The following is a 16,523-nucleotide window of genomic DNA, read 5'->3' as shown; positions in this document are numbered from 1 at the left end:
GTGCCAATTGAGGTGAGCACGCTCGTGATCGGGCGAGTTGCCATCATCAAGAACTTTCGACTGCAACGCAGGTTCCCATTCTTGGGCCAAGCTCGCGAACGTGCTTGAAGGGTTTTGCCGCAAGCTGATCCGACATCTTGGGCGGCCACAGTTTTGGACGAAGCCGGAACTTGGCGACGATGGTCGGATGCGCTGGCGTGAAGGTGTCGTTCCACGGCAGATATGAAGCCTTCTTCATGTGTGGCGGAACCTTCGGCGTCGTGCAGCTTTACGTTCTTTAGGTGGAGATCATGAGGGGAGATGTAGCTCGTCTTCGCTGGCGTGGTGGTGTGCAGCACGCGGGCGAGCGCGCGGTGACACCACTCTGATGTCCGCGCGAAGAAATGGATCGCTAGCTTGCCGCCTTCGACCCGCGGACAGTCGTACCATCCTAATGGTCCGACACTCGGCGATTCTCGGAACGTGACTACTTCCAAGTGATGGGGCGAGGTATGGCACGCGATACAACCTGACCTGAGCTTTTGAGCCCGCTCGATATTAAGGAGGTAACCCCTTGCCAGGTGAGACGATACTGCCGAACAGATCAGGTTTCGATCTCTCCGTGTTGTTCAAGGTGCTGGAACGACGGGACGATCTCACGGCCCAAGACCGGGCAGTACTTAAGGACGGCCCCTGGCGCGTGCGTGACTACGAAGTCGACGACGAAATCGTCGTGGAGCACTCCGAACCCAAGGAGAGCTGCGTTATCGTCTCGGGGATCACGGGAAGAAATGTCACCTTCGCCGACGGCAGGCGTCAGATAACGGCCCTCCACATTCCAGGCGACTTCGTTGATCTGCATGCATTCCTGTTGCACGTTATGGACCACAACGTCGTTGCTTTGGCGCCAACTCGCATGGCGTTCATCGGGCATGATACGCTGCATCGGATCACTGAGACCCACCAGCATCTGTTCCGCGTGCTGACAACGGTATTGGCGGTGGATGCCGCCATTCAGAGGGTTTGGATCGCGTGCCTCGGGCGCCGGTCCGCAGAGGCCCACCTGGCGCACATCATTTGCGAGATGTTCCTGCGTATGGAGGTCGTCGGCTTGACCCGGGAATGGTCATTCGAATTTCCTGTCACGCAAAGCATGCTGGCGGATACGGTGGGGCTGTCGATTGTCCATCTCAATCGGACGCTTATGGCATTGCGCCGTGCTGGCCTTATCACCTGGCAGCGTAAGGTCGTGACCATCACGAACTGGGATCGCTTGGTGCGAGCCGCCGAGTTCGACGCGACTTATCTCAACCTTCGCAAAGAGCCGCGATAGAGACTTTTACTCGCGTGCTTCGTCACCTCCCAGCAGCAATGATGGCCCAAGCAATGGCGCACGGCACGCTCGGCTTGAGAGGCAGGTGGAGGACCCCAACGGGCAAATTGCCGACGCACTCCTCAACCACCTCGGCCCGTGCACAATCGTGCTAACGGATAGTGCTTCGGCCGCACGGCAGGCGATTTTCTTCAGGCTCCTCTGCTGCAATTGAACCTATCCGGGCGGCCCTCAAGCACGCGATCCGCGGTGTTCATGCATCTTGGGCTAAGGGATCTGATGCGTCTGGCGCCGATTAAAGCGGTCAGTTTGGAACTTTTCATCCCCACAAGCGTTCGAAGGGGCTTGTGGGGACGGGGTGCCAAATGAAGCAAGGGATTCTTCCTGCTCAAGTCGACGAGGTAGCCTCTCTCTCGGAGGTTCCCGATCCGATACTCACCAATGAGTTTGAGGATTTCTTCGAGAATGCCGCCATCGCACTTCACTTCGTCGGGAAAGATGGCACCATCCTGCGTGCCAATCGCGCGGAATTGCAAATGTTGGGATTCACGGCCGACGAATATGTAGGCCGCAACATTCGCGATTTCCACGCAGATCAGGTTGCTATTGGAGACATATTGGACCGCCTGTCCCGGCGGGAGGAACTTAAAAACCACCGCGCCCGGCTGCGTGCCAAAGATGGCTCGACCCGCTGGGTGGAGATAACCTCCAACGTTCGCGCATTGGGTGACCGCTTCCTCAATACCCGCTGCATCACCATCGATGTGACTGAAACGGTCAAGGCGCAGGAGCTTATCCGCGAACAGGAGCGGCGCCTTGCCATCACCTATGAGAACGCTGCCGCTGGTATTGTGGAAGCAAACGCCGAAGGCCAACTGCTGCGGGTAAATTCCCATCTGTGTGACCTTTTGGGCTACACGCAGGATGAGCTGATTGGACGATCGATTTTTGACCGCACCTTTCCCGCCGATGCTGAAGCAGATCGCGAGCAGTATCGACGGCAAGTGGCTGGCGAGATCGACAGCTACACACTTGAAAAGCGATTTGTTCGCAAGAATGGATCAGTTTTTTGGGCTGTTGTGAATTCGTCGAGCGTTCATGACTGCGACGGGTCATTTCGATACGCTGTACGTGTCCAGCACGATATCAGCGAGCGCAAGCGGGTTGAGGCGGCGCTTGCCAAACGTGCCGAGGAACAGGGTGCGATACATCGATTCACCGAAATGCTGCAGCATGCGCGCACGCAAGAGGATGTGTATGCGCCGGCGCTCGATGCAATCCAACGTGCGCTCCAATGCCAGCGTGCTTCGATATTGCTGTTGGATAAAAACGGGCGCATGAAGTTTGTGGCTTGGCGTGGCCTGTCCGACACTTACCGCGTAGCGGTGGAAGGACACTCGCCTTGGTCAGCGGAGAGCCAAGATCCGCAGCCGATCTGTGTTGACGATGCACACCAAGCGGATTTGCCGGAAGAATTGAAACAAGCGATCCAGACTGAGGGCATTGGTGCGGTCTACTTCATTCCGATCACACAAGGTGGACGGCTTCTGGGCAAATTCATGGCCTACTTCGACCAGCCTCAAGAGCACTCGGAACAGCAGATTGAAACGGGTCGGACCATCGCTCGTCAGCTCGGTTTCGGTATCGAACGCATAAAGGGCGAAATTGCTGCTCAAAGGCTGGCAGCAATCGTGGAGTCTTCCCATGACGCGATCGTCAGCAAGGATTTGAATGGGATCATTTTGACATGGAATCGCGGGGCTGAGCGCCTGTTCGGCTATTCGGCCTCGGAAGTGCTCGGCAAGCCGATCACGATCATCATCCCTCCGGATCGGCTGCAAGAGGAGCCGCTCATCCTGGGTCGAATACGCAAGGGCGAAATTGTCGATCATTTCGAAACAGTCCGGCGCCACAAGGATGGGTCGCTAGTGGACATTTCTCTGACTATATCGCCTGTCCGAGACGCAGCGGGCCGTATCGTTGGCGCCTCCAAAATTGCCCGGGATATAACTGCGCAGAAAATTGCGGAAGCAAAGGTGCGCGACAGTGAACGTCACCTTCAGGATCTTCTCGCGGCCATCCCTGCTGCAATCTACACGACCGATGAGCAAGGCAAGATCACCTATTTCAATGAGGCAGCGGTCGAACTCGCCGGCCGCACGCCGGTGATCGGCAGTGATGAATGGTGCGTCACCTGGAAGCTCTATTGGCCAGATGGAACGCCACTTCCTCACGACCAGTGTCCAATGGCTGTTTCCCTTCGTGAAGGGCGGCCGGTCCGGGGAGTTGAGGCGATTGCCGAGCGGCCGGACGGCACGCGGATTCCATTCATTCCCTATCCGACGCCGATGCGGGATGCAGCTGGAGCAATTGTCGGCGGCATCAACATGCTGGTCGACGTCAGCGAGCGCAAGCAAGCTGAGACACAACAGCGGATCCTGCTTAACGAACTCAACCATCGCGTTAAGAACAACATGATGATGTTGAAGTCCTTGCTTTCGGTAGCGGCCAGGACCAGTCAAAATTCGGAGGCTCGCAAGACGCTCGACGAGGCGAGCAAGCGAGTGGCAACCATGGCTGCGGCTCAACGTGTTCTCTACGACACCCCAGACGCATCCAATTTCAGCGCGCCACTTTTTCTCGGGGCCATTTGCGAAACGACAAAGCAGGTGTTTCCAGCGAACGTCCAACTCATTTGCGACGCCGATCCCATCCAGTTGCCCAACGATATCGCGATGCCGCTTGCGCTCATACTCAATGAGCTTTTGGTCAATGCCGTCAAACATGGATCTGCGGGCAAGGCAAGCATCATTCGGGTTGGGATCAAGCAGCACGGTCAAAAGCAGGTGTTGACGGTAGAGGATGAAGGTTCAGGTTTCGATCTGAGGGCGGTGCGTCCTTCCTCGTCAGGTTTGCGGTTGGTTGAGGGGTTGGCGCGACAGATTGGTGGGATTTTCGAAGTTGAGCGAGATCCGTCTCGTTGCATCGTGATTTTTTCTCAGGCTCCCGGGGAGAACGGCTTTGACCTTAAAAACGGCAATGTTTGAGACAGGCCGAACGGGGGAGTCGAACCAGCCATTCAGACCTCAGTTGGTTTTCTCCAGAGATGATGGGATTGGAGCAGAAGCGAGAATTTCCGGCAAACCATGCATCATGATCGTCGAAGACGACTACCTCATAGCCCTCGATGTCGAGGCTAGTCTTAGCGATGCCGGTTTTGTGTTGGCTGGGATAGCCAGCACAGCCGAGGAGGCGATCATAATTGCGCGCTCGGCTCAGCCTGCGATTGCCCTGATGGATATCCGCTTGCTTGGCAAGCGGGACGGAATTGACGCAGCGTTGGAACTCTACCGGGACTTCGGCATACGGTGCATCTTCGCAACCGCGCACGCTGACCGCGACGTAAAGCTTCGAGCCGAAGCGGCAAGACCACTCGGCTGGGTTCAGAAACCCTACTCTACGGCGATGCTCATCGAAGCCATCCAAAACGGTTTGCAGGAGCTCGACAACAAAGGCTGAGCGTCACAGCCGGCAGCCAGTGCTGGCGAAGCCCTGGCTTTGAAATTAACGGACGTAATCTTCGTTGCTATCGCGAATTGGTACGCTCCAAGCTGGCCGGCTGATCGATTGCGACTGTACGCATACAGACCACCGGATCCATTTTGCCTGGCCTGACAACCCAGGAGGCCTGGTATCAGGCCAATAGCATGGGCCTGCAATCATACCGGGTTTGGTTAGATACCATAGTGCCGACAAATCTCTCCGTCACTTCGACCGAAGTCCGGCTTCGGGCCGTGGCCATGGAACTGCCGAAGGGCATCGGCACACCACGGCAGCGCGATTGGCTACTCGGAGTATGTCGCAGGGATTTCCGATGTGAGCTTCTTCGGCGAAGCCGCCAAACGCTGTCTCGACATCGTGCACGCAAACACGCCCGCATGGAAGGACACCTTACGATGGACGTCGCAGAGTGGGTTAGCCAATCTCCCGACCGTCAATATCGGCCCGTGGTGGCGCGACTACCATAGATCGCTGGAGAGGCTGCACACCGGCTATGCGCGTTCGATGTCCTGCCCGTCTCTCGGCGATGTCTGCTCCAGGACTGCTCGCCCTCTTCCTGACCGGCGCTTTTTCGGTCGGCAGTTAGAGCTCGGGGCCGTTCGGCACGGAGCCGCTCTTCTTGAACGGATGCCATCGACGACCGCTTTCCAGACGCAAGCGAAGGTGCTCCCGCTGCCCGACCTGAACGTCGCGGACCGTCAGTCGGAAAGGACCGACGCATCCGGCTCGGCTGCTAGCCGAGCGTGCGAATCGGAACCAAAGTTTGAGGAGCAAGTTTGGCCGTGAACGCCGAAGTTTGGCACAACCATCCAAGGAAGGAGAAGCCGATGAAAGCGCAATGCGGGCCGGCGGCAGTTTGCCGCTGCTTTGGTTTTGTTGAGCTTGCCGGCGATGGCCCAGACGAGCGGGACACCGGACCTTAAGCTGCCAACGCAGCAGTCTGGATCCACGCCGCCCCCCGGCCCCACCGGACATATCGACGACCAGACGCGTGAAATGATGCGCCAGATGATAGACGAGATGTTGCAGGAAAAGCTGCAGGGAGATGGCGGTCCCGAAGGAGGACCTCCGCACCGCAAAGGTTGGCACCGGGACATCGCACAAGGGCCTCGCGAGGCGGGCAGGATATCTCGAAAGGCTGATCGCATGGGGCCCCGCATGATGTACTTTGCCCGTATGCAAATAATGTTTGCGATAATGGACGCCGACGGCGATGGAGCCCTTTCGCACAGCGAGATCCAGGATGTGATCGGGCGGATATTTGACGCCGTCGACGAGAACGGCGATGGCAGGATTGACCTCGAGGAGATTCAATCCTTCTCACAGGGTCGTGGAGGTGGAGACATGCAGTAGCGCCCAAAGGGGCGCCTGGCTCCTGTTCCTGGCCGCCATACTCGCCCGACCTCAACCCGATCGAGATGGCCTACTCAAAACTCAAGGCGCACCTGCGAAAGAAGGCGGCCAGAACCTTCGACACGCTTTGCGAGGCTCTCGGCGATATCTGCCACCTGTTCGAGCCAGCCGAATGCAGAAACTTCTTCAAAGCGGCCGGATATGAGGCCGATTGCTCGCGACACGCTTGAGGCAGAAAAATTGCGCGGGCGCCAAAGCTGTCCGGTCTCGGCCCGCCAAGTCCCGGGAACATGGCCGCGAAGAGGACCATTTGTTCACCTGACCTGCGGCGGGAGGTGGCCATGCGCGGCCTGCGGCAGCTCTCTTTTGGCATGAGAAGCCCGGTCACAGGTGCTTGAACCGCGAGCGGCAAGGACGGCTGATCAGGCGATGAGGCGGAGAGATTCGGACGTTCCCCTCAATCCGCCATGCCGGCCTCATGGGGTACTATTGCGTCGAGGATTGCGTTGTACAAACTGACGGTATCTTCCTCGATTTCTGTGCTGCTGATGCCAGCCGCTTTCGCATCCGAAAAAAGCTTCTGGGTGAGTTGGGCAACCGAGGTGACATCCGCCCCGACTGTTTCCGGGACGTTGCTTGATATCCATTTGTGAAGGAAGTTGGTTCCACGCGTGCTCATCGAGAAAACAACCACCAGATGAACAGCGCGCAAGCCCCAACCACAACCGCTGAGACCGCTATCAAAATGCCCCTGCCGTTCTGCCATCCGGGCGGCGGCGGAGGCACCACCTTTTCAGGCTTGGTTCGATCGTCCATTCCGCAACAAGCTGCGGGGAGATCTTAGGTTCCGCTAATCCCGTTTCGCGGAAAATAACTTGCCATGGCTGCCACACATTCAATTTTTCACTCCAGCGAAAGAACCGCCTTTTTCAGCCTTCGGCTCCGACCTGCAGGAGGTGCTAAGGCCGGGTCAGTGAGAACAGCACGCCTGGCGATTTGCTCGCGTCGGCATACCGGCGATTTCTGGCCGCGAACCGCGTATTGCTTGAACACCTGACGTCCCTAGTTGCGGTCTCTCAAAAACCTCGCCTCCCGCAGCAATGAATTCCAATCGGGGCCGATGAGCTTGATCAGGTCACGCGCCTGGCGTTCCGAGATGCCGACTTCTTTAGCCAGCCGCCGAGCAAGAAGCCGCATGCCCTCGTCTTCGCGTTCGCTGCCGTCATCTTCCATCGAAACCTCCTACGGCCGAACGTGGCAGCGCTGGTTTGGTTTCGCCAGGCAAAAAAAACCGCCGGCCGGAGCAAGCGGGCGGATTGTATTGACGAATTTGGGCCGCCCTTCTTGACGAGACGCATCACCGCCACAGAACTACCAAATGACTTCAAGGATCGACGCAACTCGCGACCTAATGCTTTCGGATACCGCCGACCTAGTTGCTGCTGCAAGTGCGGCCCGGGAACTCTATGGCCCAGACGCGGCAACGGCAGTGGTCTACTGCGCCATGGAAGCACATTTCGCTGGGCGGACGGCCGATTTTCTTTTCTGGTTTGATGTTTTTCGCGACCTGATTAAGCCCAAAGCTCAATGAAGCGGCGTGAATAAAGGGCGAGGTAGGAGGCCGTTTGACCGCGCGTCCTGGCCGTCTGGAATCCGTTTGGAGAACGGCAAGGACATACTCCTGGAACTGATTGGGAATGGCCGAAGGAGCCGCGCTCGCTGGCAGCGAAGGCATCCCCCGATGAGAAGTAGCGCGGCCAACACGAAGCTCTATCGCCGCGCATCACCCGACCTGACGCCAGAACATGGACGGCGTGCCATCGATGCCCGCGGATTAACTATCGAACTACGCGGATTATTGTCGGATCAGAAGCAATGACCGCCAGAACCTGCTCGTTGCAAAAGAGGCGAAAGGCTGCCGCCTACGCAAACTGAGGAGCCCTGCAATCTGGTCGACGCCGATTACATCACGGCGCAAGCGGGGTGGCGCGAACCCGCACACTCGGATGCGGCTAGAGTTCCGGGTTTTCGGCAATTTGCTGGCGGATATCGGGAAAGGCATTGAAAAGGGCCCAGCGTCCCCGTCTGGAGATGCCAGAAGCTCTTTTATAGACGCGGGTGGACGCCCGCATTGCCACAGCCCGGCCCTGTTCAGCCTGTCGTGGGTCCACTGAGGAAAACCGCCACCCGCGCTGGATCCGGTGATCCCAATTGCCGGCAAACTGGTCGATAGGGTTAAAGCTATGGCGCAGCATTGTTGGATATCGCCCGCCGATTTAACCCGGGCCGCGTCTGACACTTAGCTGACTGCGCGCAGGCGCCGAGACCGAACAAAGAGTTGTAGTCCCTCGGAATCCAACGCATGGCCGAAGGCATAGCCTTGCAGTATGTCGCAGCCCAAATCTCCAAGCATCCGTGCGTGCTGCATCGTCTCGACACCTTCTGCTATAATCTCGATACCCAGGGACTTGCCGATCTCAATGATCGACGACACAACCTGCCTTCGTTGCGGAGATTTGACGATTGGAATGATCAGCTGCCGATCTATTTTCAACCGGCGGGGCTGTAGCTTGAGCAGGCTGACTATAGAGGCATAGCCCGTGCCGAAATCATCTATCTCTATATCGATGCCGAGTTCCTTTATTTGATTGACGTTCCATGCAATCAAATCATCGCTGCCATCCAGGAAAATAGACTCAACAAGCTCGAACGAAACCGTTCCCTTTTTGATATCTAATTTCCTTAAGCTCTTTATGAGTTCTTCGTCATGAAGACGTCGCGCGGAAACGTTGACCGATACCCGTGGTATATGGAGATTTGCATTGGACCACTTTGCAAAATCTGAAAGTGATTGATTCAGTATGGATCGATCGATCATCGAGACGACATTTAACTCGTCGGCAATCCTTAGGAAGGCATCCGGCGCTAAAATTCCCCGCTTTGGGTGTCTCCATCGCGCAAGCGCCTCGACGCCGACGATTTCGAGGGTTTTTGCATTAAATTGAGGCTGGTAGAAGGCTATGAACTCATTGCGCTCCAGGCCGCCGAGAACTTCGTCGGCAATCCGCTTCGTGTCGACGATCTCGCTTTGCATCACCTCGGTGAAGAAATCATATCGGTTGCGCCCACGCGTCTTTGCCTGGTAAAGCGCGATGTCGGCATTCACCAGCAGATGCTTGCCTTCGATGTCATTGTCGTTCTCGACTGCAATCCCCACGCTAGCACCAAAGCGGCAGCGGTGGCCGTGGTAGTAAACAGGTTCGCTCATCTTGCTGATGATGTCGTCAGCCAGCAGCCCCAGTTGCTTAGTATGCTGCACAGTGCACAGGACCACGAATTCGTCGCCGCCAATACGAGCGACGAAGCCGCCCTCCCCTACCTTGGATCGCAGCACGGTAGATGCGTGAACCAGCATCGCGTCACCCGCGGCGTGGCCAAGTGTATCATTGATGTGCTTGAACCGATCGAGGTCGATGTGAAGCAGGCCCACATGACCGCAGTCTCGCCTAGCTTTTGCTACGAAGTCTTTCAGTACCTGGTCGAGGTAACGACGGTTGGGCAAACCCGTCAGAGAGTCGTGAAGTGCGATATGCTCTATGCGCGCCTTGGCAGACTCGAGTTCTGCATTTTTCGTCTCCGACAGCTGTTTTGCGCGAACCAGGTCGCTGTTGAGCAGGACGTCGGCCGTTACATCCCATTCCGCGCCAATCATCTTGGGCGTCTCGTTTGGGGCTTGGTATATGGTGGCCTTGGATCGGACGTAACGAATTTCACCACCTGGACGGACAATCCGGTACTCCGACGAATATGTTCCGCCGCTGGCCACAGCACTGTTGAAATCTGCGTTGGCGCGGGCCAGATCCAGGGGGTGAATTGCGCCCGCCCAATCCGAATAGCCGCGAGGACCTCCATCGCTGGGCTTGCCATATATTTCGTTCACGCGATCATCCCACGACAGGTCATTGGTCGCGAGATCATGTTCCCAAACGCCAATGGCTGACGCCTCCAGAGCAAGTTCTAGGCGTCGGGACAATCGACGCAGTTCCGTATAATTGCGCTGCCTTTCACTAAGCAGCCGACCTGCTACCAGGAATGGGATCAGGATCAGCGCCCCGGCCGCGGCCATGATGGTACGCAAGAGCCAAGCGTTGCTGGGGGTCGAAGGCCAGCCGTTTTTGGGGACGGCTGCGATCTGCCACGAACCGGACGGAAGCAGAACTTCGGCCGTCACCGGATTGCTTTTGCGGATGTCTGCAGAGCCAAAAAATTGAACTCCGCTTGGGCCAAGGGCATCTTTCCCTATGAGCGCGATATCAATCCCGAGATCATCGTCAAACAGGCCGCTCGCCTTGTAAAGGCGCTGCACATCGACGACCGCGGATATGATGCCCCAAAATCTTTCACTGTTGCCCGCACTCGACACGAAAACCGGAAAACGGCCGATGAAGCCCTGGCCTCCTTGCTTCAGGTCGACGGGGCCGGCAAGAATCAACTTGCGCTCGTCTCGCGCCCTTAGCGCGGCCTTGCGTTGCCAATCATCCTTGCGGTAGTCGAGGCCCATCGCCTTCTCGTTGCCCTTCAGCGGATACAACAAGGAAACGACCAGATCGGGCGCGCCGGCAATGTTGTTCAATTGTGAGTTTTCGCTGAACAGGTTTCTCGCGAGAGAAGCAAAGCGTTGCTGTCCCATATAGGGTTCCGTCACGACCGTCGCGACCAGTCCATGCACAAGTTGGAGGTTTCCGCTGATGTTACCTTCTAGCTTGGCGCGAATTAGATTTACCTTGACCAGGACATCCGCGCGGGCGGCTTGGTCCGAAACGATTTTGTTTTGATGGTCCGCATACGCTGCGCTGATGGCAATAACCAAGACCGCCATGGCGGCCGGAATATTCACCGAAGAAAAAACGGCATCCTTCATCCCGCCGAACCTAGCGCCGAAAAGGGGCAATGGGGTCGAACTCCCTGTGTGGTTCCGGTGTTCGGATGGACTCGTGCTACAATACTAGCGTTGATTGCTTAATTTTAGACTTCACACTTCTGAAAACTTTGCACTTCCGACGGTGATGTCATCTCGGGTCGACGCCGGTCCCCTCGACGTTTTCACGCTGCCGACGACACCGATGACAACACTGATATTGATGGGAATCGTCGACAAGCGACTTCGTCACCTGCCCTGACCGCAATCAGAGAAGACAGGCGAAACGGCTACAAACGGCACGAACCTGGGCTGCTGCCAACCCCTTACAAGCCGCGCTACACGGCGCGGCTGGCCTATACGCAAGATTTAGAAACGGCTACGCTCAAGCTGAGGGCGTTCGCCTAGCAAACCAGATCGCCGTCGAAAGCCCGACCAGCCGGTGCTCGGCAGGCGGGTGCCTTCGACTGCGCGTCGTAGCAAGAGCCCTGTGCTCGGAAAGAATCCTGATCGCAGGCGACAGTCGTTTAAGCGGGATCATACCGTCACATGGATTTAGGAGCAGCGAGATATGGGATCATACCGACGCTCCGCTTCGTCGCGCCGATGGAATAGGCCATCGGAATCCTGGGAGAGTTCTTTGGCAAGCCGTACATATTCTTGCCGGCCCTCACCGCAAATGAAAAGTGCTGCCACGAAACCGTGTCATGCTCATTCAGAAAATCGAGCGTGAGCCCAGCTGAAATCAGGGCGTTCACGACATCGCTGATGGGATGAATCCACTCATAGTAGCGAGGATGCTTCAAGCGCCGGTCGTCGCCGGTATAGGTAAGTTCCTCGTTCCAGGCGAGCGGCTGAGCTATGGGTGTTCGCCAGTCGTGCTTCAACTCGAGTGCCGCGGCCTTGCGATCACACTGGAACATTAACGGATGGCCCTCAGCCATATAGAGCCGACCGCCGGGTCGCAGGAGATCGGCAACCACTCGCGCCCACCGGCCCACGTCGTCGAGCCAGTTTACCGAACCCCAAGTCACGTAAGCGACGTCAAAGGTCCGGCCAAGCGCTTCGACTGCCTCGAATAGCGGCGCTTCCACGAAGCGCACATCAGTGCCTGCCTTGGAAGCGAAATCCCGCGCAGCGGCGATGGCAGTCGGTGAAAAGTCGAGGCCGGTCACGCTGCGCGCGCCGAGATTTTTCAAGCTGATCGTGTCGAGCCCAATGTGACATTGTAGATGGATGATATCCTTGCCGACAATATTACCGAGCTCGCTCGTCTCAAGCTCATAGAGATTGGATCCCCCTGCCAGCACGTTTTCGATCTGGTAGCTGCCCGTTGTGTCAGTCGAATGCAGTTCGGCCCGATCATCCCAATTAAGGCGGTTCGTACCCAGAAACGATTCCACACCCCCTCCGATCGTCAGCGCTTGCTGATGCTTGGTAAACAAATGCTTAATATCTTTGCAGCGAAAGGGCCGTGCGTCAATCTGAGGTCGGCGGACGATGTGCCAGTTCGCGAAGCCTATAATCGCGGAGACAGCGGCGGGGTCTGAGGGAAGGTGTAGGTTGCTCGAACTGAGTTGATGATGATGCAGGCAGTTGCCGACCGCTCGCCTGGCAGTAGTTCTGCAAGCTCGGAAGAGAGCGCCAGCTGCATGCTTAACGAGGGAACAGTTTCCGCTCGTCTGCGACGACCCGCGCGGACCTGATCGGATCGGGTCGGTTTGCCTCATCAACAGCCCATCTGAGTGCCCCTCATGCCAACGAGCATCACATGATCGATTTCGGCAAGTCGGCAACGGAAGTGCTCGGATCTGAACGGGCAGCGTAGGCACGGTTCTCGCCGCCCGTCGATCAGCCCACGCTACCAGAGCTCCAACGGCGATCGCGGTTTACAGCATCGTTAACTCGCCATCGACCACGTATTGCCTGCCGGTCACATCTGCAGCAGCATCCGACAGCAGGAACCACGCGAAGGCTGCGGTCTTCGCCTTCTGGGGGGCCGAGAAAGTCGGCAGCATCCCCGGAACTTGCACTCAGCATGTCGTCTCGGGAACACGAACCCCGGTTCCGCAACGCGAGCCCAGTTCGTCCCCGCGGCTACCAACCTCTACCCTGGCACGCCCCACGGCGGCATGCGCATCCCCTGAAACCTATGGTGCTCGGAGGTTCGGCATCGCAGTTGGGGAATTGAATATTGCCAAGTGAAAGGTCGTGCCGATCTGCCGGGTCGCGGGTGCCGAGGGTGCCACATCTCTTAGATAGAGAGGTCGATCCAGGCGGCTGCAACCGCGGTCTGCTAGTGGCGTCCGTCAAGAACCATGCGAGGCATGGCCGGGCCTCGCCTTGATTCCCGAGCCCGCCTCGCCATTTTGTACCTGCGTCGTGCCCTGACTTCATCCTCCGCTTGCTTGCGCGATATCTCCACCGTACCGAGCAGCATCTTTTCTGGCATGCGATTGTCGTTTGAATTTCGAGTGGCCGCCATATTGGTTCTCCGTTGTGGAAGCCGAACTTCGACTTGGCGGAAGTGTTCCCTGCGGCGCGGGATCGATGCCTCGGGAGCACTAGTTGACCACCGACGAACAAGATCGGGAAACAGAGCCGCGACGTGGCTGGTGGCGGCAGATCCAGGGCGGGCATATCATAGTTAAATGACGGCGCAGGAGCAGGATGCGATGGGGGTGCTCAGCGGCTCCCCTTAAGCTGCTGAACAAAGGCATCGGCTTGCGGAGGACCACAGCATGCGCATGCATCATCCAGCAGACATCGCCATTTATCCAACCGATCTCGAACTGCTGCAGCGGGTTCTTATCCAGTATTGTTCAGAGAGACGGTGCAGTTTGGATTCCGCCATGGCCAACGACGCAGCATGTGAGCTGATGGCGCTGTTTCAGGCCGGCATCGAGGACGAAGGCGAACTCGAACGCATCATTTCCCGTCATGACATGCCGCTTCGGATGGTGGGGTAGGTGCCCTCCTGCCCGTGTAGTGGGCATGCTGTAGGGTCCAGGCTGCACCGCGCGGCTGGCAGGCTTATCCCACCCGCCCCCGCAACAAGGGCGCCGGCCACCTTGGCTCGGCACGGGTGCGAGCAAATTGTTTGCTAAGAACAGCCATACATCGAGCCTCGGTACCGGGTAGCCTCAATCCATAGTGCGAGGGCAATAGCTGGCGACCGCCCCTTAACTTCCAAATCGCGACCTCGATAGCCGCCAGCCGCGATCCATACTGTCTTTGAACGCTGGTAGATTGTAACGCCCCGTGCGCTCGCCCAAGCGCACAGGTCTGCAAAGTCTCGCTTCATGATTTCCCCACACGCAGCAATCGGAACGCTATAAACTGCGAAGGTGGAGGTATGTTCCACGATGCTAAAAAAGCCCGCCACCTTTCGGCGGCGGGCAATCAGCGGGAACACAGCACTGAATGGGAACAGTGCGAGGGTCCAACATCGCCAGCTCGAAATCGTTCCATGCTTCGGCAGGGATCATATAGCGGTTGCTTGACGAACTTGCCGACGTTCGCCGGAAGTCAAGAATGCCGCTGCGCTCCGCGCGCTTTCCTAGCGGATGAAAGCATAACCGCTAGGCTGCTATGCCAATGACGAGCCCCTTGCGCCGCAGATCGTCGATCTCTGCTTCATGTCTTGGCCGACGCGTTCATTTGCCCTGGCGTTGCCTATTCCACGCCTTGCTCCGACTCAACGCCGATTGCGTCGCCGTCACATAGACCGCACCATGATCCCAATTGTTCGTCTTGTGGGGAGCTTTGACGATGGCCTCTCGGTTATCCCTGTCTTTGTCCTTGCGGGCGCAGGTCTCGGTATATCGGGCGTGAACAGGTGTGAGGCCTGTCGCGTCCGCCAGATCCACTTGGGTAATCGGGAATTCAAAATTCTCGTCAACAATGTCGCCGAAAGCCCGCATGCGCACGAAAATTTCATATATCAGAAATCCAATGCGCGAAAAGGCGTCGCGCCTTCCCTCATCGATAATGCGTTCGCGCAACAGCCCTTCATCCTGAAGCGTGTTCCACCAGAAGGCGAGCGCGATACTAGGGCGGTCGAGAAGCAGTTCCTTCATGCGGGTGCCTGAGATCGGCAAGGCCGGCGTTAAGGGGCACGCAGTGACGAAGCAGGACCTGAAGTTCAGCCAGCGAGATTCGCCGAACAACTTTTCGCGACGAGAGAGGGGGCTGGCAACCCTCCACGGCGGCAGTGCCTACTTGCGGATGATCCAGTTTATCAAGGCGGGTTCGATCTGTTTGCGGTCGGTAAATTCCACGATCAGGCTTGTAGCCAGATCGCGCCATTTGTCTTCCGGCACTTTGGTTTCCAAAACCAGTTTTTTGAACACTTCGCGCAGAATGTCGCAATCAAATGCGGAGATGTCGCTCGGTGCCTTTGCCGCCTGCCCGATAAATTCGGAGCACGATCCCGGCTGGCGATCTTTCTGCTGCTCATGAAGGCGCTTCAAGAGTTGGCGCGAGGCTTCGACGGCCTTCCGGGAAAAGCTCAGGCTCCGGTGAAGTTCGTCAATCTCCAGTCCGGTACGCCGAACACTCAACCGCGCAGCCTCGACCAGCATTCGAGTGGTATCTGTTTGCGTGGCCATCATCGCCATTCCTCCCCAGCGATGTTTGTCCAATCTAGGCACATTTGATGGGTCACTTCAATGCCGACGCCGGCGGAATTCTTGGGTGCCGGCCTGTAGGATCTTAAGGACCAGCCGTTCTTCGTCAGCCATGTCGCTTGGCAGTCAGCCATTCAGAGCGGGGCCGATTGTATGGACGGGCAGCATGATCACCATCGAGCCTGTCGTTTGGGCTACAACGGCTTGCCGAAAACAAGGAACACTCACCAAAACCGCTGCGAACACAAATCATGTACCAGGCTGCCGGCCAAGCCACCATATTAGTACCCGCCACATGAAGCGGGTACTCAATCGACCGGCGATGAAGGGACTGGTGATCGGCGGTCGCCTTACTAATGTGACCTCGCCTGCGTTGTTTCACGCTTCAGACCTTTGCGCTTCGGAATCAGACTTTGGTCGGGTTTGGGCGGTCCGATTCAAACCACCTGGCAAGGCGCGCCAGATGTCGACCCCAGGCGGTCACGAGCGATGCCACAGCTATCGCGATTCTGGCGACCTAAAGGCGCCAATCCCCACAAGTTTCCGACGACAAGGCTATCACGTTACGAAAATCCCCGTTCAGCCCGAACCCGAACGGGGCGTGCATATTTGCTGCCACGCCAACCTGGCAATGGATTTGAATGGCAAGCCAAACCATACCGAGGACGGTCAGCGTGCGCGAGACGCCGTCCTGAATTCATGCAAGCCAGAGAAGTGGTCAGCGTCGTGAAGCGGCCGGCCTAGCGTACGT

13 protein-coding genes and 1 pseudogene are annotated in these 16,523 nt (G+C 57.4%); 7 read left to right on the top strand and 7 right to left on the bottom strand.

Annotated elements, in window-relative coordinates:
* The first annotated feature begins 553 nt into the window (after window positions 1-553).
* From FJ490_RS25675 to FJ490_RS25655, 5 genes and pseudogenes are all read left to right on the top strand, one after another.
* Window positions 554-1,312, top strand: coding sequence for a Crp/Fnr family transcriptional regulator (locus tag FJ490_RS25675; RefSeq protein WP_224656184.1), 759 nt, complete (start codon window positions 554-556; stop codon window positions 1,310-1,312).
* Window positions 1,313-1,677: 365 nt separating this feature from the next.
* On the top strand, window positions 1,678-4,359 hold the full coding sequence (locus tag FJ490_RS25670) for a PAS domain S-box protein (protein ID WP_140523372.1): 2,682 nt from the start codon (window positions 1,678-1,680) through the stop codon (window positions 4,357-4,359).
* The gene (locus FJ490_RS25665) at window positions 4,334-4,831 is read left to right on the top strand and encodes a response regulator (protein WP_224702955.1); all 498 of its coding nucleotides are present in this window, start codon (window positions 4,334-4,336) and stop codon (window positions 4,829-4,831) included. The genes FJ490_RS25670 and FJ490_RS25665 overlap by 26 nt, the downstream gene beginning before the upstream one ends.
* Before the next feature lie 933 nt (window positions 4,832-5,764).
* Window positions 5,765-6,226 (top strand): EF-hand domain-containing protein, encoded by a 462-nt coding sequence (locus tag FJ490_RS25660; RefSeq protein WP_140523369.1) that lies wholly within the window; start codon window positions 5,765-5,767, stop codon window positions 6,224-6,226.
* 16 nt (window positions 6,227-6,242) lie between these two features.
* Window positions 6,243-6,456 (top strand): annotated as a pseudogene (locus tag FJ490_RS25655) (transposase); the annotation flags it as partial.
* Window positions 6,457-6,683: 227 nt separating this feature from the next.
* Here the strand turns inward: FJ490_RS25655 and FJ490_RS25650 are convergent.
* Window positions 6,684-6,905, bottom strand: coding sequence for a DUF768 domain-containing protein (locus FJ490_RS25650; RefSeq protein WP_140523490.1), 222 nt, complete (start codon window positions 6,903-6,905; stop codon window positions 6,684-6,686).
* Window positions 6,906-7,288: 383 nt separating this feature from the next.
* The gene (locus FJ490_RS32840; RefSeq protein WP_181165432.1) at window positions 7,289-7,459 is read right to left on the bottom strand and encodes a hypothetical protein; all 171 of its coding nucleotides are present in this window, start codon (window positions 7,457-7,459) and stop codon (window positions 7,289-7,291) included.
* A gap of 145 nt (window positions 7,460-7,604) precedes the next feature.
* Between FJ490_RS32840 and FJ490_RS25645 the strand changes: the two genes are divergently transcribed.
* The gene (locus tag FJ490_RS25645) at window positions 7,605-7,817 is read left to right on the top strand and encodes a hypothetical protein (protein ID WP_224646616.1); all 213 of its coding nucleotides are present in this window, start codon (window positions 7,605-7,607) and stop codon (window positions 7,815-7,817) included.
* A gap of 708 nt (window positions 7,818-8,525) precedes the next feature.
* Here FJ490_RS25645 and FJ490_RS25635 read toward each other — a convergent pair.
* From FJ490_RS25635 to FJ490_RS33580, 3 genes are all read right to left on the bottom strand, one after another.
* On the bottom strand, window positions 8,526-11,147 hold the full coding sequence (locus tag FJ490_RS25635) for an EAL domain-containing protein (protein WP_224656188.1): 2,622 nt from the start codon (window positions 11,145-11,147) through the stop codon (window positions 8,526-8,528).
* Window positions 11,148-11,689: 542 nt separating this feature from the next.
* Window positions 11,690-12,589 (bottom strand): class I SAM-dependent methyltransferase, encoded by a 900-nt coding sequence (locus FJ490_RS25630; protein WP_224656190.1) that lies wholly within the window; start codon window positions 12,587-12,589, stop codon window positions 11,690-11,692.
* A gap of 444 nt (window positions 12,590-13,033) precedes the next feature.
* On the bottom strand, window positions 13,034-13,162 hold the full coding sequence (locus FJ490_RS33580) for a hypothetical protein (protein ID WP_263497500.1): 129 nt from the start codon (window positions 13,160-13,162) through the stop codon (window positions 13,034-13,036).
* A 723-nt stretch (window positions 13,163-13,885) separates the two neighbouring features.
* Between FJ490_RS33580 and FJ490_RS25625 the strand changes: the two genes are divergently transcribed.
* Window positions 13,886-14,113, top strand: a complete 228-nt coding sequence (locus FJ490_RS25625) for a hypothetical protein (protein ID WP_140499490.1) — start codon at window positions 13,886-13,888, stop codon at window positions 14,111-14,113.
* Window positions 14,114-14,800: 687 nt separating this feature from the next.
* On the opposite strand, the gene FJ490_RS25620 is transcribed toward FJ490_RS25625, so the two are convergent.
* On the bottom strand, window positions 14,801-15,223 hold the full coding sequence (locus FJ490_RS25620) for a hypothetical protein (RefSeq protein ID WP_140499492.1): 423 nt from the start codon (window positions 15,221-15,223) through the stop codon (window positions 14,801-14,803).
* A gap of 138 nt (window positions 15,224-15,361) precedes the next feature.
* Window positions 15,362-15,754 carry a hypothetical protein gene (locus FJ490_RS25615; protein WP_140555438.1) on the bottom strand — a complete coding sequence of 131 codons (393 nt, stop codon included), beginning with the start codon at window positions 15,752-15,754 and terminating at the stop codon, window positions 15,362-15,364.
* Window positions 15,755-16,523: the final 769 nt, after the last annotated feature.

The organism is Mesorhizobium sp. B2-5-11 (assembly GCF_006440835.1).
In the GTDB taxonomy this organism is placed as follows: Bacteria; Pseudomonadota; Alphaproteobacteria; order Rhizobiales; family Rhizobiaceae; genus Mesorhizobium.
The sequence above is the reverse complement of the archived record's forward strand: the minus strand, read 5'-3'. Positions and strand labels throughout refer to the sequence as shown.

Bases quoted from the DNA above. Each gene is read 5' to 3' on its own strand.
- FJ490_RS25670 (WP_140523372.1), top strand. From the start codon at position 1,678: ATGAAGCAAGGGATTCTTCCTGCTCAAGTCGACGAGGTAGCCTCTCTC.
- FJ490_RS25660 (WP_140523369.1), top strand. From the start codon at position 5,765: ATGGCCCAGACGAGCGGGACACCGGACCTTAAGCTGCCAACGCAGCAG.
- FJ490_RS25650 (WP_140523490.1), bottom strand. From the start codon at position 6,905: ATGAGCACGCGTGGAACCAACTTCCTTCACAAATGGATATCAAGCAAC.
- FJ490_RS32840 (WP_181165432.1), bottom strand. From the start codon at position 7,459: ATGGAAGATGACGGCAGCGAACGCGAAGACGAGGGCATGCGGCTTCTT.
- FJ490_RS25645 (WP_224646616.1), top strand. From the start codon at position 7,605: ATGACTTCAAGGATCGACGCAACTCGCGACCTAATGCTTTCGGATACC.
- FJ490_RS25635 (WP_224656188.1), bottom strand. From the start codon at position 11,147: ATGAAGGATGCCGTTTTTTCTTCGGTGAATATTCCGGCCGCCATGGCG.
- FJ490_RS33580 (WP_263497500.1), bottom strand. From the start codon at position 13,162: ATGCTGCCGACTTTCTCGGCCCCCCAGAAGGCGAAGACCGCAGCCTTC.
- FJ490_RS25625 (WP_140499490.1), top strand. From the start codon at position 13,886: ATGCGCATGCATCATCCAGCAGACATCGCCATTTATCCAACCGATCTC.
- FJ490_RS25620 (WP_140499492.1), bottom strand. From the start codon at position 15,223: ATGAAGGAACTGCTTCTCGACCGCCCTAGTATCGCGCTCGCCTTCTGG.
- FJ490_RS25615 (WP_140555438.1), bottom strand. From the start codon at position 15,754: ATGGCCACGCAAACAGATACCACTCGAATGCTGGTCGAGGCTGCGCGG.